Origin of the sequence: Mangrovihabitans endophyticus, assembly GCF_014646155.1 — a bacterium.
Lineage (GTDB): Bacteria > Actinomycetota > Actinomycetes > Mycobacteriales > Micromonosporaceae > Actinoplanes > Actinoplanes endophyticus.
Window position 1 is genome coordinate 35,511 of the sequence record NZ_BMMX01000026.1, and the last position, 16,282, is coordinate 51,792.

At 70.1% G+C, this 16,282-nt stretch carries 14 protein-coding genes; 9 read left to right on the forward strand and 5 right to left on the reverse strand.

Translation table 11 applies throughout. The features are described from left to right. Positions 1 to 15: 15 nt before the first annotated feature. Together IEY73_RS23205 and IEY73_RS23210 are read left to right on the forward strand one after the other, a co-directional pair. Positions 16 to 2,340: an ATP-binding protein gene (locus IEY73_RS23205; RefSeq protein WP_194505940.1), complete on the forward strand. Its 2,325-nt coding sequence runs from the start codon at positions 16 to 18 to the stop codon at positions 2,338 to 2,340. Continuing rightward, positions 2,324 to 5,224 (forward strand): PAS domain S-box protein, encoded by a 2,901-nt coding sequence (locus IEY73_RS23210; protein WP_189081413.1) that lies wholly within the window; start codon positions 2,324 to 2,326, stop codon positions 5,222 to 5,224. Before IEY73_RS23205 ends, IEY73_RS23210 begins: the two co-directional genes overlap by 17 nt. A gap of 67 nt (positions 5,225 to 5,291) precedes the next feature. On the opposite strand, the gene IEY73_RS23215 is transcribed toward IEY73_RS23210, so the two are convergent. Together IEY73_RS23215 and IEY73_RS23220 are read right to left on the reverse strand one after the other, a co-directional pair. After that, positions 5,292 to 6,491 carry an ABC transporter permease gene (locus IEY73_RS23215; RefSeq protein ID WP_189081414.1) on the reverse strand — a complete coding sequence of 400 codons (1,200 nt, stop codon included), beginning with the start codon at positions 6,489 to 6,491 and terminating at the stop codon, positions 5,292 to 5,294. Then, positions 6,488 to 7,399, reverse strand: coding sequence for an ABC transporter ATP-binding protein (locus IEY73_RS23220; RefSeq protein ID WP_229716069.1), 912 nt, complete (start codon positions 7,397 to 7,399; stop codon positions 6,488 to 6,490). Before IEY73_RS23220 ends, IEY73_RS23215 begins: the two co-directional genes overlap by 4 nt. Positions 7,400 to 7,479: 80 nt before the next feature. Between IEY73_RS23220 and IEY73_RS23225 the strand changes: the two genes are divergently transcribed. The 4 genes from IEY73_RS23225 (at position 7,480) to IEY73_RS23240 (ending at position 10,038) form a co-directional block, all read left to right on the forward strand. Continuing rightward, the gene (locus IEY73_RS23225) at positions 7,480 to 8,343 is read left to right on the forward strand and encodes an SPFH domain-containing protein (RefSeq protein ID WP_189081416.1); all 864 of its coding nucleotides are present in this window, start codon (positions 7,480 to 7,482) and stop codon (positions 8,341 to 8,343) included. A 7-nt stretch (positions 8,344 to 8,350) separates the two neighbouring features. Then, positions 8,351 to 8,566, forward strand: coding sequence for a type II toxin-antitoxin system antitoxin (locus IEY73_RS23230; protein WP_189081417.1), 216 nt, complete (start codon positions 8,351 to 8,353; stop codon positions 8,564 to 8,566). Between the two features lie 108 nt (positions 8,567 to 8,674). Beyond that, entirely contained in the window at positions 8,675 to 9,511 is an 837-nt protein-coding gene (locus IEY73_RS23235) for a Bax inhibitor-1/YccA family protein (RefSeq protein ID WP_189081418.1), read from the forward strand. Between the two features lie 176 nt (positions 9,512 to 9,687). Continuing rightward, positions 9,688 to 10,038: a hypothetical protein gene (locus tag IEY73_RS23240; RefSeq protein ID WP_189081419.1), complete on the forward strand. Its 351-nt coding sequence runs from the start codon at positions 9,688 to 9,690 to the stop codon at positions 10,036 to 10,038. 18 nt (positions 10,039 to 10,056) lie between these two features. Here IEY73_RS23240 and IEY73_RS23245 read toward each other — a convergent pair whose 3' ends face one another. The 3 genes from IEY73_RS23245 to IEY73_RS23255 all read right to left on the reverse strand — a co-directional run bounded on the left by IEY73_RS23245 (position 10,057) and on the right by IEY73_RS23255 (position 13,327). After that, the gene (locus IEY73_RS23245) at positions 10,057 to 11,301 is read right to left on the reverse strand and encodes an acetyl-CoA C-acetyltransferase (RefSeq protein ID WP_189081420.1); all 1,245 of its coding nucleotides are present in this window, start codon (positions 11,299 to 11,301) and stop codon (positions 10,057 to 10,059) included. A 63-nt stretch (positions 11,302 to 11,364) separates the two neighbouring features. Beyond that, a complete protein-coding gene (locus tag IEY73_RS23250; RefSeq protein WP_189081421.1) occupies positions 11,365 to 12,153 on the reverse strand; it encodes an SGNH/GDSL hydrolase family protein in 789 nt (262 codons plus the stop codon). A 70-nt stretch (positions 12,154 to 12,223) separates the two neighbouring features. After that, positions 12,224 to 13,327: an SGNH/GDSL hydrolase family protein gene (locus tag IEY73_RS23255; protein WP_189081446.1), complete on the reverse strand. Its 1,104-nt coding sequence runs from the start codon at positions 13,325 to 13,327 to the stop codon at positions 12,224 to 12,226. A gap of 318 nt (positions 13,328 to 13,645) precedes the next feature. On the opposite strand from IEY73_RS23255, the gene IEY73_RS23260 reads away from it, so the two are divergent. The 3 genes from IEY73_RS23260 to IEY73_RS23275 all read left to right on the forward strand — a co-directional run bounded on the left by IEY73_RS23260 (position 13,646) and on the right by IEY73_RS23275 (position 16,108). Further along, on the forward strand, positions 13,646 to 13,990 hold the full coding sequence (locus IEY73_RS23260) for a YkvA family protein (RefSeq protein WP_189081422.1): 345 nt from the start codon (positions 13,646 to 13,648) through the stop codon (positions 13,988 to 13,990). Between the two features lie 3 nt (positions 13,991 to 13,993). Next, positions 13,994 to 15,352: a cystathionine beta-synthase gene (locus tag IEY73_RS23265; RefSeq protein WP_189081423.1), complete on the forward strand. Its 1,359-nt coding sequence runs from the start codon at positions 13,994 to 13,996 to the stop codon at positions 15,350 to 15,352. A 390-nt stretch (positions 15,353 to 15,742) separates the two neighbouring features. Next, on the forward strand, positions 15,743 to 16,108 hold the full coding sequence (locus IEY73_RS23275; RefSeq protein WP_229716071.1) for a hypothetical protein: 366 nt from the start codon (positions 15,743 to 15,745) through the stop codon (positions 16,106 to 16,108). Positions 16,109 to 16,282 lie beyond the last annotated feature (174 nt).

Below are 16,282 nucleotides of genomic sequence, written 5' to 3' on the forward strand. Positions count from 1 at the left end.
CGGCGGATCCGGTCGGTGCCCGGCCCGGCGCGACCGGCTAAGCAGCATGGCCGCCGCGCCGAAGAGCCAGTCATGGGGCACCCGCGCGCTCGTCCTCGTTGGCTCACCTGGCATGTCATCGCCGCGATCACCGTCACCCTTGCCTGCGGGGCCGGCACCGCGCTGTTGAGCCGGGAGATGGCTGCTACGCACAGCGCCGAGCGGGAGATTGAGGCGCGTCACGGACTGGAGACGGTGACGTACGCGCTCGGTGCCGCGCTGCAGCGCTACGCGGACGTCTCGTCATCCACCGCGGTCGCGCTCGGCGGCCAATCCGATCTCAGCGGCGCCGACTTCGCCTCGCTCACCGAGGCAGCCATGGCACTGCCGGCCGCGATGTCCACCGGTCTGATCGTTCCGTCGACCGCCACCACGCGCGCGCGGCTGGACCTGACGTGGCTGGACTCGCCGAGCAGCAAGATCGAGCTCAGGCCGGACCGTTCCGTCACCGACCACCGCTACCTGATGATGTCCGCCTCCGCCGACCAGGTCCGCGTGCCGTTGGGCATCGATGTCCCGTCCGGCACCGCCGCCGCGACGCTCCGGCAGGATGCCCGCCTCTCCGGAATCGCGCGCGCGAGCGGACCGTCGCCACCCGCCGGGGACCCGCGGGTCCCGTCCGGGGCCGACGATCCGCTCATCATGATCGTCGCCCCGATTTACGGCACCGTCGGCGTCCCCGACGCCGGTCTGTTCCGCGGCTGGCTGGAAACCCTTGTCGACGCCCGGAAACTCGTCCGCGGCGCCGTCGGCGACGTGAATGTCGACCCGGTGGATGTCACCCTCGGGGCCGGCTCGATGGCCGTCACCGCTTCGCTCGCCGCGCCCGGAGAATCCACCGACGAGCCCGTCGAGAGTCGTTTCGCGTCCCTCGGTCAGAACTGGACGGTGACTCTCACGAGCGCCACCTCACGGGGCGACATGTCCGGCCGGCTGCTGGCGCCGCTGACCGCTGCATTCGGCTCGGCGCTCAGCCTGGGCATCGGTCTCTTCATCTTCCACCTCGGCAGAAGCCGCCGCCGCACGCTCACCGAGGTGAACCGGGCGGTGGCCGAATTGGCCGCCGACGTCGAGCGCGGCAGCCTCGAAGCGGAGCGCCTGCGCGCCCGGAGCCGCGAACTGCAGTCGTCGAACCGCCAGATCGCCACCCGCCTGGAGCGTCCGCTGAGTGAGGTGAGCGTCGAACTGGCCACGGCTCGGGATTTCTTCGCCACCGGGTTGCTCGACCGGGGCCACGATGTCCTGCAGCACGCCCGCCGACGGACCGAGACGATGCACCGGCTGGTGGGCGATCTGCTGATGATGGCCAGCATGGACGACGCGGCGATCCGCTCGGAGACCGTCGACCTGGCCCGTCTGCTGGAGCGCGTCCTCGACGAGCGGCAACTGAATTGGCCGGGGAGTCTGGGCCAGGTCACTGTCGACCCCATGCCCGAGGTCATCGGCGATCCCGCCCTGTTGGCGCTGGTCATGGATCGCCTTCTGGAGAACGCATTGACGTATGTCCCACCCGGCGGCATACCGCGGGTAGAGGTGACCGCCGACTTGACCGGTCCGGGCTGGCGCGGCGAGTACTGGCGGATCGCCGTCCGCGATCAGGGCATCGGTATCGAGGCGGCGGAGCGGCCGTTCGTCTTCGAGGCGTTCCGCCCGATAGCCACCACCGACGGCCGGCACGCCGGCAACCGGGTCAGTCTGGCCCTGTGCCGCAAGATCATCCGCGCACACGGCGGCGACATCGACGTCGACGAGAATGCCGGTGGGGGATGCGTCGTGCGTTTCACGCTACCGACGAGAGCCGAGCGCAGGCACCACCGGCGGGTTCCGTTCCGGACGGTCGCGCGGCTGCGATTTCCGGACCGGATCGTCGAAGGCCGGACTGTCGACCTCAGTGAAGGCGGTGCCAGGTGCGCGGTGAGCGAGCCCGCGATCCAGCCGGGAAGCCTGGCCGACCTGGAACTGGTGATTGACGGGCAGGCGTTCTCCACGACGGCGCGGGTGCTCGTCGCGGGGCGCACAGAGCCTGATGGCAATCTCCGGCTGGAGTTCGTCGGGCCCGGCCCGGCTCTGACGGCGGCTATCCGCCGGGTCCTCTATGCCGTCGACAACGGCTCTGGCACGGGGCCGAATATCGGCGAGATCACCAGTCTGACCACCGCGGAGCTGGCAATGTCGGCGCCCGCGGTGAAAGCCACCGCGTGGGAATCGGAACGAACGACCTCGGCGACACCGGACTCCAAGACAGTCGCGCATCGAGGAGCGGGTCTCCATCGACATTCGCGGCGTGCTCGACGACAGTGACGCGCTGCCAACACGCGTGGTTCGAGGACCACGGCTTTGCCGATCTATCGGTATCATATGTACTATTCACAACAAATGTACCATTTTAAGGCATTCTGCAGTGCAGGGGAGTCCGATGGCGCTGCCTCATGACATCGACCGCGAGCGACGCTATCGGGTTGTCGTCGTCGGCGCCGGCGTCGCGGCCGGGGTCCTCGCCGTCCTCTGCCTGCTCGGATGGGGGCTCGACGCGCCCGTGCTGTACTCCTACGGCGGCGCCTACGCGTACACCACACCGCTGTCGGCGATCCTGATCCTGATCCTGGGACTGTCCACGGCGGTCGGTCATCGGCCGGGCGACACGCGCAGCCGCGCCGTCGCCACGCTGTTGGCCGGCGTCGCGGCGGTGCTGTGCACGGCCGTCCTCATGGAACACCTGTTGGCAATGAGCTCCGGAATCGAGTCCTGGTTCTGGGTGGACACCGCCACCCTGGCCGGAGCGGAGCACCCGGGGCGCCCGTCGGTGCAGACGACGTTGGGGATGTTGATCCTGGCCGCCGGCGCGATCGCCGTCACCGCCGGAAACGGCCGGTCCCGTCGATTCGCCGCGGTCGCCGGCCTCGCCGCGGGTGTGATCGGCGTTCTGGGCGCCCTCGGGCAGGTCGTCAACTCCACGAGCCTGTACTCCTCGGCTGCGGTCGGCGCCAGCGGTCTGGCGTACCCCACCAGCGTCGGAATGATCCTGATCGCGGCCGCGCAGATGGTCGTGGCGTACCCGCACCTGACGACCTTCACGGCATCCGCGCGAGCGCGCGTCACGATGACCAGGCTGTTGCCCGCGGTGATCCTGGTGCCTCTGGTCACCGCGATCGCCTGGGGCACCATTCATGCCACACCGGCGTCGGCCACGCTCGGTTCGCTGGTCGCCGCCGTCGGCATCGTTGTCCTTGCGGTCCAGGTGTGGGTCACCGCGCGCGCGATCACCGACACCGACCGGGACAACCTCGACCTGGTCGAGGCGTTGCCGAACGGCACCATCCATGTGCGCAACAACCACGTCGTCTCCGTGAACCCGGCCGTCGGCGAGATTCTGGGAGTGTCGAGCGCGGACCTCGTCGGCCGTAGCGTCGATGAGGCCTTCGCCGGACCGTTGACCGACCTGTACACGGCAATCCACCGCCTCCGCCGCCGCGCTGACCATCAAGCCGCGACGGAGATCCGATTGACCCGTGCCGACGGGCGCGAACGCATCGTCATGGTCAACGGGCGGCCGCTGCAGGCTACCGGCCACTGGCTCTACGTCCTGCAGAACATCACTGATCAGGCCCACGCGCAGGAGAGACTCGCCGCCGCACACGCGGCGCTGAAGGATCGGCTCAGCAGCCAGGAGATGCGGCTCCTTCGATACGGTGCCGTCGTCGAGTCCTCTCTGGACGCCATCATCAGCAAATCGCTCAACGGAGAGATTCTGGCCTGGAACAGCGGAGCCGAACGGCTCTACGGATACCCGGAGAACGAGGCCCTCGGGCAATCCGTGCAAATGGTCGTCCCGCCCGACCGGCAGGACGAGTTTCGCGACATCCTCGACCGGGTGCGGCGGGGGGAACCGACGGAGGCCCTGGAAACGGTTCGCATCACCAAATCGGGCCGGCGCATCGACGTCCAGCTCACCGTGACTCCGCTGCGGGCGCCCACCGGGGAGGTCGTCGGCGCGGCCGCCATCGCTCGCGACGTGACCCACGTGCACGAGCAGGAACAACGGTTCCGGTCGGTGTTCGAGGCCAGCAGCACCGCGCTCCTGATCGTGGACGGCGCGGGACGCGTCGAATCCGCCAATCGCGAGGCTCTGCAGATGTTCGGATATCCGCGTGAGGAATTCATCGGCCGCACGGTCGATCACCTGGTTCCCACCGCGAGCCGGGGATCACACGCCGACCACCAGCGGCAGTTCCTGGCCGATCCGCAGGCCCGGGTCATGGGCCGCGGACGGGACCTCACCGCCGTACGCCGCGACGGCACCGAATTTCCCGTCGAGATCGGGCTGAGCCCGGTCCACCTCAGCTCCGGCGTATCCGTGGTCGCCTCGGTGATCAACCTCAGCGACCGCGTTCGCACGCAGCGCCTGTTGGAGGATAAGAACGCCGATTTGGAGCGGTCGAACCGTGAGCTGCAGGACTTCGCCCACGTAGCCTCACATGACCTCCAGGAGCCGCTACGGATGGTGGTCAACTACACCGAGCTGCTGGCCTCGCGATACCAGGGCAACCTGGACGAACGGGCAGACAGGTACATCGGATTCATCATCGAGGGCGGCCACCGGATGCGTCAGTTGATCAAGGGTCTGCTGGTGTACTCCCGCGCCGGCTCATGCGGCCTGAACATGCGGCCGATCGACCTGTCGCAGGTGGTCTCGAACGTGCTGTGCGACCTGCAGTCGTCGATCTCCGAGACCGGCACCGAGATCGAGGTCGGCGCGCTTCCCGTGGTGGCGGCCGATGCGACGCAGCTCAGACAGGTGTTGCAGAATCTCATCTCCAACGCCATCAAGTTCCGCGGGACGGCGGCGCCGAGCATCCACATCTCTTCCCGTGCGGAGGCAGGGGAATGGGTGATCTCGATAGCGGACAACGGCAAGGGCTTCGACCAGGACTACAGCGAACAGATCTTCCTGATGTTCCGCCGTCTGCACGGAATCGGGGAGTACGAGGGCAGCGGCATCGGTCTGGCCGTCGTCCGGCGGACCATGGAACGCCACGGCGGGCGCGTCTGGTGCGAATCGCAACCCGGCGTCGGAACCACCTTCCATCTCGCCTTCCCCGTCGCGCCGACAGCGGCCGTGCCGCCGACCGAATCGCAGACGGAAGGCATCGCGGGCGGGGAGACGCGAACGTATTCGCCGGTCTGAGGGTGGTCCCTCGCCGCGAGCCGGGGGATCGGTGAGATGTCACCGACCCGCCGGCGGAGTGGCGCGTTCAGCCCGTTCGCCAGGCGTCGCGCAGCCGCACGCGGGCGCCGCTGTGCAGCACCGCGTTCTGGTAGATCCGCGCGGAAAGCCAGAGCAGCAGCGGGATGGCCACGACGATGCCGCCGAGCGAGACGACTGCCTGCCACGCCGGGACGACCCCCAGCGCGAGCCGCACGGGCATCAGCGTGGGCGCGAAGATCGGTATCAGGGAGAGTGCCGCCACGAATCCGGAATCCGGGGTGGACGGCAGGATCGACACGCCGATGACGTAGCCGACGATGAGCAGCATCAGCACCGGGGTCACGACGGCTGCCACGTCTTCCTGGCGCGACACGAGCGAGGCGACACCGGCGAAGGCAAGCGAGTAGGCGGTGTAGCCGAGCAGGAACCAGATGATCAACCAGACGACGGTGCCGGCCGTTGCGGAGGCGTGCATGTGCAGCGCCCCGGTGGCGGTGCCGGCGACGATGCCGCAGAGCGCGATGGCGGCCATCTGGATGAGGCCGACCGTGCCGAGGCCGAGGACCTTGCCGATGAGCAACTGGCGTGGCCGCACGGTGGCGAGCAGGATCTCGACCACCCGGCTGGTCTTCTCCTCCACGACGCCCTGGGCCACGGCCTGCCCGTTGATCAGCAGGGACATATAGATCAGGACGCTGGTGATGATGCCGAGGGCCAGTTGCTGGCCGTCGGTCTCCGTGGGCCGTTCCAGCGGCGTGACCCGGACTCTCGCCCCGGCGACCGCGGCCGAAACCGTGGCCGGGTCGCCGCCCAGTGCGCTGACCTGTCGGTCGAGGGCGGCGCGTTGGGCCACCAGTTGCAGCACCGAGCGCAGGTCGTCGTCGAGGCCGGTCTGCACGACCACGTCGATCGCGGCGGGGTCGTCACCGACCAGCAGGCCGTCCAGCTCACCGTCCCGCACCCGGGCCCGTCCGGCGGCCTCGCCGACGTCATGGACGCGCAGGTCGATGTGAAGAGCCCGGGCGACGGCGGTGAGCCGGTCCGTCGTCGACGCCGCGGCGGGGGTGACGCCGACATCCTGATAGGACGGTCCGCCGCTGGAGATCTTCGAGACCAGGGCGATGCCCACCAGGATGAGGATGCTGATCAGGGTCGCCACGCGGAACGCCTTGGAGCGGAGCCGGGTGCTGATTTCGCGTCTGGCGATCAACATGATGGCCCGGTCGTTCGAGGTCTCGGCGCTCATGAGATTTCCTCTCTCGGGCCGACGATGTGGCGGAACAGCTCGGTCAGCGAGGGCCGACGGCGAGCGAACTCGTGCACCGGTCCGGTGGCGAGCGCGGCTCGCAGGATGAGCTGGTCGTCCGCGTCCTCGCCGAGCGTCAGGCGGGTGCGCCCGTCGGAGTGGTCGTGGACGGTGACGCCGGGCAACCGGTCGGCCCAGCCGGGCGCGGCCTGCGGCGCGTGGACGATCAGTTCTTCCCGGCCGCCGGCCCGCAGGTCGTCCACGGTGCCGGCGGTGATCATGCGGCCGTGGCGGACGATGCCCACCCGATCGCAGAGGCGCTCGACCAGGTCGAGTTGATGGCTGGAGAACACGACCGGCACGCCCGTGCCGGCCTTGTCCCGCAGCACCGCGCTCATCACGTCGACCGCGACCGGGTCGAGGCCCGAGAACGGCTCGTCGAGGACGAGGATCTCGGGGTCGTGGACCAGTGCGGCGGCAAGCTGCACCCGCTGCTGGTTGCCGAGCGACAGCTTGATCACGTCGTCGTCCCGGCGGTCGGCGACGCCGAGCCGCTCGGTCCATGCATCTACCGAGGCATGCGCCGCGGAAGCCGTCATGCCGTGCAGGCAGGCCAGATATTCGAGCTGTTCGGCAACCCGCATCCGCGGGTAGAGACCGCGTTCCTCCGGCATGTAGCCGATTCGCCGGCGGGTGTCGAGACGGACGGGCGTGCCCTCCCATCGCACCTCGCCCGCGTCGGCGGCGATGACGCCCAGCACGATGCGCATGGCGGTGGTCTTGCCGGCGCCGTTGCTGCCGACGAGACCGAAGATCTCACCGGCGCTCACCTGGAAGGTGATGTCCTCCAGGGCGGTGATCTCCCCGAACCGCTTGCTGAGCCGATCGATTTCCAATTGCCGTGCCACGGCGCCCCCTGCGAGCCGGATGTCTGCCATAAATGTGATATCACTATGATAGAAACACCGGCAAGAAGGAAGTGACAAGCATGAGCACTCATGGTGAGCGCCGCACCGACGGGGCCGCCGGCCTGCCGATCCTCTTCGGAGCGATCGTGGTCGGCGTGGCCGGCATTGTTCTGATCTGCTTCGCAACCGGCGCCACCGTGGCCGCCGGGGTCGTGCTCCTCCTCGTCGACGCCGTCGTGCTGCGCGGCCTGACCGTGGTTGCTCCCGGCCAGGCGCGGGTCGTTCAGCTACTCGGGCGGTACACGGGCAGCGTTCGCACCAGCGGGCTGCGCTGGGTCAACCCGTTCACCACACGGCACCGCATCTCCACCCGGATCCGCAACCACCAGACCGAGGTCACCAAGGTCAACGACGCCGACGGCAGCCCCATCGAGATCGCCGCGGTCGTCGTCTGGCAGGTGTGCGACACGGCCAAGGCGGTCTTCGAGGTCGACGACTTCGAGCAATTCGTGGCGATCCAGGCTGAGACCGCCGTGCGGCACATCGCGAACTCTTACCCGTACGACGCACACCGCGACGGGCAGACATCGTTGCGCGACAGCGCCGACGAGATCACGGCGAAGCTCGCCGAGGAGATCGGCGCCCGGGTCGCGCCGGCGGGCGTCGCGATCATCGAGGCCCGGCTGTCCCACCTCGCGTACGCGCCGGAGATCGCCCAGGCGATGCTCCGCCGCCAGCAGGCGAACGCCGTGGTGGCGGCGCGGCAGCGGATCGTCGAGGGCGCGGTCGGCATGGTCGACATGGCCCTGACCCGCCTCTCCGACCAGGAGATCGTGGATCTCGACGAGGAGCGCAAGGCGGCCATGGTGTCCAACCTGCTGGTCGTGCTCTGCGCCGACCGGGACACCCAGCCCGTCGTCAACACCGGTACGCTCTACCACTGATTCGCCCATGGCTGACCGCAAGAGCATCCTCCTGCGTCTGGACCCCGCCGTGCACGACGCGCTGACCCGGTGGGCCGGCGCGGAGTTGCGCAGCACCAACGCCCAGATCGAATATCTCCTGCGGGAGGCGCTGCGCGCCGCGGGGCGGCTGCCCGACGACGCCGGGAAGATGCGGCGACCCGGCCGCCCCAAGCGCGATGCGGGCGGCGACGCGACGCCGTGACTGGCTCTCAGCCTGCTCACAGCTCCCATGCTCACCTGGGGCGGCATGGAGCGCCTACCCTGGAAGAGCGCACAAACTCGTGCCTCAACCTCAAGGAGGCTGGACACAGTGAAGACAACGAACCCGGTGCTCTCGCGCCTCGGCCAGGCGGCCGAGCGGGAGCGGTCGGCGGGGTACGCCTCGGCCGGGCCGTACGGACCGGCTGCCGGTCAGCCGGGTTACGGTCAGCCGTACCCGTCCACCGCCGGTGACTACCCGGCGGCGCCGCCCGCGGTGCAGCCGATGACCATCGACGACGTGGTGGTCAAGACGGTGACGCTGCTGGGCGTCACCGGTGTCTCGGCGGTGGCCGCCTGGAACCTGATTCCGGACGCGCTGCTGTCGGCGGCATGGATCGGCGCGGCCGTGGTCGGTCTCGTGCTCGGTCTGATCATTTCCTTCTCGCGGATGGCGAACCCCGCCCTGGTGGTGGCGTACGCCGTCGTGGAGGGCGCGTTCGTCGGCCTGGTCAGCAAGTTCTACCAGGAGATCGCCGGGCTGCAGAGCATCGTGCTGGAGGCGGTGGTCGCCACCTTCGGGGTGTTCTTCCTGATGGCGATGCTCTATCGAGCGCGCGTCATCCGGGCCACGCCGAAGTTCGTCCGCGGCATGATCGCCATCATGGCCGGCCTGTTCGCCGCCATGCTGATCAACTTCGTGCTGGCGCTGTTCGGCGTCAACACCGGCCTGCGGGACAACGGTGCCCTCGGCATCATCTTCAGCCTCGTCTGCATCGTGGTCGCCTCGCTCAGCTTCATCCTCAGCTTCAACGAGGTGGAGCAGGGCGTGCGGATGGGACTGCCGCAGCGCTACTCCTGGACGGCGGCGTTCGGCATCCTGGTCAGCCTCATCTGGCTCTACCTTGAGGTGCTGCGCCTGTTGAGCTATCTGCAAGGCGACGATTGAACCGTTTCACCGTGGCGAGGCCGGCAAATGCCGCCGCTGGTCGACGGCGCGCAACCGACGGGCTCGATGCCAGGTTGAAAAGGTTCATTGACGCCGCCATCGCGCGCACCGGCGCCCGGTCCGCCATCGTGCGGGCCGGGCGCCGTCGTCTTCGCGAGCGCGCATAGGGTCGGCGCGTGAGCGCGGACGCATTCGCCACGGCGGTGGACCGCCTGATCAACCAGGTCGGGCACTGGGAGCAGGGACGTTGGTCGGCCGCGGCGCGGCCATCAGGCGCCACCGGGGGCGCCCCGGCCGGTTCGCCGCCCCGGCGGTCGGACGTGGTGCATGCGCTGGTGCAGCGCCTCGCGGACCTCGGCGCCGAGGCCGAGCGCCGGGAGCGGCGGCCGGTGCCCCGACTGGGTGACCTCCTGCTGCCGGATCAGATCCGGGTGATGGCCGACGACCTGGTCGCGGCCGGCGCACCGGAGGACACGCTGGCGCGCGCCACCGACGAGATCGCCGCCGCGCGCCAGGCGTTGTCGTGAGCCGCCGCGTGGCGGCGATTAGCTGAGGCGTTCCAGCACCATGGCCATGCCCTGGCCGCCGCCCACGCACATGGTCTCCAGCCCGATCGTCTTGTCGTGCCAGTCCAGCGAATTGAGCAGGGTGCCGGTGATGCGGGCGCCGGTCATGCCGAAGGGATGGCCGACCGCGATCGCGCCGCCATTCACGTTCAGCTTGTCGATCGGGATGTCCAAGTCGCGGTAGGACGGGATGACCTGCGCCGCGAACGCCTCGTTGATCTCGACCAGGTCGACGTCGGCCATGGTCATGCCGGCCCGCCCCAGCGCCTGCCGGGACGCCTCCACCGGGCCGAGCCCCATGATCTCGGGGGAGAGCGCGGTGACACCGGTGGACACGATGCGGGCCAGCGGTGTGATGCCGAGCTCGCGGGCCTTCGTGTCGGACATGATCACCACGGCGGCGGCACCGTCGTTGAGCGGGCAGCAGTTGCCCGCGGTGACCCGGCCGTCCGGGCGGAACACCGGCTTCAGCCCGGCGACGCCCTCCAGGGTGACGCCGGGCCGGGGGCCGTCGTCGGCCGACACCACGGTGCCGTCGGGCAGTGTCACGGGAGTGATCTCCCGCTGCCAGAAGCCGTCGGCGATGGCTTTCTCGGCGAGGTTCTGACTGCGTACGCCGAACTCGTCCATGTCCTCGCGGCTGATCCCGCGGTCCTGGGCGAGATTCTCCGCGGTCTGGCCCATCGCGATGTAGACGTCCGGGACCTGGTCGTCCGCGCGCGGGTCGTGCCACGTCGTGCCGCCCTGCGCGGCCCGCTGGGTGCGGGCCGTCGCCTCCGCGAACACCGGGTTGTGCCAGCTACCGCCGACCATGGCCTGCGCCTCCGGTGGCAGCCCGTCCGAGCTGCCACGGGCGAACCGGGAGACCGTCTCGACGCCCGCGCTGACGAAGATGTCACCCTCGCCTGCCTTGATCGCGTGGAACGCCATCCGGGTCGTCTGGAGCGAACTGGAGCAGTATCGGGTCACCGTGGCGCCCGGCAGACCGTCCAGGCCGAGCAGCGTGGCGACCACGCGGGCCATGTTGAAGCCCTGCTCGCCGCCAGGCAGCCCGCAGCCCAGGTAGAGATCTTCGATGAGGGTGCGGTCGAGCTGCGGGACCTTCTGCAGCGCGGCGTCCACGATGGTGGCGGCGAGGTCGTCCGGGCGGACCTCCCGCAGGGAACCTTTGACGGCCCGGCCGATCGGGGAGCGGGCGGTGGCGACGATGACAGCTTCCGGCATGGAAATACGTTAACTCGCGAGTAACTTGTTGTCACACGCTCGCACGTGCCGTCCCGACCAAAGTCAGACGCCGGTCAGCGCGGCTTCCTCGACCGCGGGGAACAGTGCGTGCGCCCACACGCGGTAACCGTCCGCCGACGGATGGAAGCCGTCGTAGCACAGCGTGCCGGCATCCGCCCGGAACACCGCGCCGGTCTCCGCCCCGAGGTCGACCACCACGCCGCCGGCCGCCTCGACGGCGTGCGCCTGCGCCCTGGCCATCCGCCGACCGAGCAACCCGGCGATCTGGCGCAGCGGCGGGGCCACGGCGCGCAGCGCACCCAAATCCGGGCAGGTCCCGACCACCACCTCCACCCCCGCACCGCGCAGGCGACGCACCGCGGCGCCGAGGTGCTCGGCCGCCTCCTCCGGAGGACGCAGGCTGGCAGCGTCGTGCGCGCCGATCAGCACCACCGCGACGTCCGGTTTGTCACCCAGCAGGGCGCGCGCCACCTGGGTGGCCAGATCGGTGCAGCGGGAACCGGCGACGCCGACGCTGGACAGCAGCACGTGGCGGGCGCCGCTGGCCTGGGTGCCCTCGGAGAGCAGCCGGGCGAGCTGGCCGCCGACGGTCTCGGACAGCCATTCCACGCCGACGCCGACCGCGGCTGAGTCGCCGAGCAGGACAAGGCGCAGCCGCGGCGCGTCGGTGGGACCCATGGACGTGCGCAACGCCAAGCCCATGGTCGGCTTGGCGTACCGCCGGGCCTTGGCCGCGATCGCCTCGCCGACCAGTACGGCGATGCCGCCCATGGCGCTGGCCATCACACCGGCCGCCGTCACCCGGCCGATCCGCCCCGTCAACCCCGTCATCTCGCCTCCCTGCCTGTCCGCGCCCGGACTCCGTCGGTCCGGTCTGCTCATCCGTCGTCGCGCAGCTCCGTCAATGATCCTCCGGAGTCCACCCTACGGCGCTGGCTGCCGACCGGCCGGTGGGCACAGCGCGCCGCGGAGAGTCCGGCGCGGCGGGACGGTGCCCGAAGCCGAACCGCTGCTCACCGAACCACGGATGCCGCCGCAGCCTGGCCCAGCGCCCGCCCGGACCCCGGTCGCGTCCGCCCACCTTCGCGCCGGTCACCTCGGTGCCGGCGGTGCGCACCGCCTCGTGCGCCGCCCGCGGCAGGCTGCGCAGGCCCTCGGGGCCCGGAGCCGGCGCGCGCTCGTCGGTGCCGAGTGCCGCCATCAGCGTCGGCATCATCACCGCGGCGGCGCGGGCGTATCCCTCGGCGGAGGGGTGGAAGCGGTCCGAGCTGAACATCCGGACCGGGTCGGCCTCGAACAACGGACCCAGCAGGTTGCCGATGGAGACGGTCCGGCCGCCCGCTTCGATCACCGCCACGGTCTGCGCCGCCGCCAACTGGCGGCTCCAGGAGCGGGCCAGCCAGCGCAGCGGCGGCTTGATCGGCTTGATCGCGCCGATGTCCGGACAGGTGCCGACCACCACCGTGCACCCGGCCGCGCGCAGGCTCCGCACCGCGTCGCCGAGGTGGCGCACCGCCGCTGCCCGCGCCGAGACGTGGGTGACGTCGTTGGCGCCGACCAGGATGACGGCCACGTCGGGCGCGTACTCCAAGGCGGCGTCGACTTGATAGGGCAGGCCAGAGGACATCGAGCCGACCACCGCCAGGCGGTGCAGGCGCACCGGTCGGCGCAGGCGCCGGGAGACGCCGGTGGCGAGCAGTGCCCCGGGAGTCTCCCGGGGCCGGTGCACGCCGTACCCGGCCGCGGACGAGTCGCCGAGGATGACCATGCTGAGCGGCTTGCCACCGAACTTGGCGCCGTAGACGCCGTCGCCGCGTGGCGGGGGCGCCTCGGCCATCGGGATGATCCGTCGCGCATCGGCCGCCTGACGCATCAGCAGCGCGACGGAAAGCCCGCCCACTCCCGCGGCCGTCCCGGTCACCGCGCCCGCGACGCGCCCGGCCATCCTGAGCCGCCGCCAATCGTCGTGGGTGAGCCCGAGGGCTCCACCGTGCCCGGATGCCATCCGGATGTCGCCCGTCATCGTCCTGCTCAGGTGTCGCATGTCTCCCTCGCTGTCGTCCGATCGGGGGCCGTCCCGGTCGGGAAGATCGGAAAACCGTGAGATTTCGAGGCTAACTCTTCATGGCGACATTTCTCCGCATCCGACGACGACTGTTCATCCGCCGGACAGCGATTGCGGCAGCGATTCATCGTGCGGACAGCCGGGACACCGGTGGTTTCTTCTCCGCGTGCCGAGCGGTCATGGCGAGGGCACGTCATGCTGGAATACGACATCCGCACGCCCGGACGGTGGCGGACACTCGGAGAGGGGAGAAGCGCGATGGCCAGGACGCTGAAACGGACGGCGGCGTTCTCCGCGCTTGCCAAGGCGCTGATGTCCGGCGCGCGCGGCGGACCGTCGATCGGCAAACGGCTCGGCGCGCTGCCCCGGATGATCAAGGCGACGGCCAAGGGCGACTACGACGGCGGCATGCGGCTCGCGCTGATGGCCGGGGCGACGGCGTATGTGGTGTCCCCGGTGGACGCCATTCCCGAGGCGTTCTTCCTGATCTTCGGGTTGGCCGACGACGCACTCATGGTGACCTGGCTGGCCGGTGCCGTGCTCGGCGAGACCGAACGCTTCCTGGCGTGGGAAAAGGAACGCGGGCGCGTCGTCGTAGGCTAAGGCGTGCGCTACTACGACAACGTCGTCGACCTCATCGGGGACACCCCCCTCGTCCGGCTCAACCAGGTCACCCGTGGCATATCCGCCACCGTGCTGGCCAAGGTCGAATACTTCAATCCCGGCGGATCCGTCAAGGACCGCATCGCGCTGCGAATGGTGCAGGACGCCGAGGAGGCGGGACTGCTCAAGCCCGGCGGCACCATCGTCGAGCCGACCAGCGGCAACACCGGCGTGGGCCTGGCCCTTGTCGCGCAACTGCGCGACTATCGGTGCGTCTTCGTCTGCCCCGACAAGGTGAGCGAGGACAAACAGAACGTGCTTCGTGCGTACGGCGCCGAGGTGGTGGTGTGTCCGACCGCCGTCGCGCCGGAGGATCCGCGCTCCTACTACAGCGTCTCCGACCGGCTCACCCGGGAGATTCCCGGCGCGTGGAAGCCGGACCAGTACAGCAACCCGGCCAACCCGCGCTCGCACTACGAGGAGACCGGCCCGGAGATCTGGAAGCAGACCGACGGGCGGATCACCCACTTCGTCGCGGGTGTCGGCACCGGAGGCACGATCAGCGGCGCCGGGCGCTATCTCAAGGAGCAGGGATCGGTACGGATCATCGGCGCCGACCCGGAAGGATCGGTCTACTCCGGCGGCAGCGGACGGCCCTACCTGGTGGAGGGTGTCGGCGAGGACTTCTGGCCGCAGACCTATGACCGGACCATCTGCGACGAGGTCGTGGAGGTGTCCGACAGCGACTCGTTCCAGATGACCCGCCGCCTGGCCCGCGAGGAGGGTCTGCTGGTCGGCGGCTCGTGCGGGATGGCGGTGGTGGCCGCCCTCGACGTGGCCCGGCGCGCCGGGCCGGACGACGTGGTGGTGGTGCTGCTCCCGGACGGCGGCCGGGGCTATCTGTCCAAGATCTTCAACGACGGCTGGATGGCCCGGTACGGCTTCCTCTCCTCGGTCGACGGCGAGCCCACGGTCGCCCACGCGCTGGGCGCGAAGGACGGCCGCATGCCGCCCCTGGTGCACGTCCATCCGACCGAGACGGTCCGGGACGCCATCGACTACATGCGCGAGTACGGCATCAGCCAGCTTCCCGTTCTCAAGGCCGAACCACCCGTGGTCACCGGCGAGGTGGCCGGCTCGATCGCAGAGAAGGCGCTGCTGGACGCCCTCTTCACCGGACGCGCCCACCTGCACGACACCATCGAGCGGCACATGGCCGAGGCACTGCCCATGGTCGGCGGCGGTCAGCCGGTCTCCGAGGCGGTGGCGCTGCTGGAGCACGCGGACGCCGCGATGGTGCTGGTCGACGGCAAGCCGGCGGGCGTGCTCACCCGGCAGGACCTGCTGACGCATCTCGCCTGAGCCGCGTCGCTCGACGGGTTCCGGCTCGGGCTCAGGAGAGTTCGGCCGGAACCGTCACCACATCGACGAAGGCGTTCCGACGCAGCACGGTGATCGGCAGGTCGGTGCCGATGGCCGGCCCCAACATCAGGCGTAGGCGTCGAGTGCCTCCGATGAGACACCCGCGTCGTCGGTGTGCTCGGTATCCATGCCTATCGCAACGCCGGGCGGTTCGGTGGCGATGTCACCGGGCCGTCCGCCCAGGGCGAACACCGGCGGCGTGGTCGTCCCGTCGCAGTGCTACGGAACGTGGGGATGGGTCGCACAGAAAGTCCGATCCGGATCGTGGTGGATCGGGTTGTATGTGATGAGACGGAAATCGCCGCACCGGACAGAGGAGGGCAGACAGGGATGGTCGCCGTTGACCGGACCGGGCTCGACCGTACGAACGGTGACGCCCCACCGGCGGATGTCGTCGATCGCCTGCTGTGGCGGGACGCGCAGCAGATGCTCGGCCGCCACTGTGGACCGGGACCGGACGACCAGAAATGTGTCTGGTGCGGGTGGCGTTGGCCGTGCGCGCCGCGCAGGCTCGCCGAACGGGCCGCGGCCGCTGCTCGCCGCCCGTGGCGGGAAGCGTGGACGTTGCGGCACGACCTGAACAGCATCCGGTCGACGCCCGGACTCCGCGAAGCCGACAACGATCGCGGCCACCGGCCGATCGCCCCGGGCGGTCGTCGGCACGCCAGCGCCAACCGGGGGTCTTTCGACCGATGACTTCGACGGCGTCCGGGAGCTGACCGTCCCCCGGCAGGCCCGAACCTTCGGCTCGGACGTCGTCTGACCGCGGTGACGCCGCTGTGCCCCGCCAGCACATCGGCATCCCGCACTCGGCCCGCCCACGAATCCGAACGACCGGCACGCCTCCGCCGGTAAGCGCCTCCGGCCAGG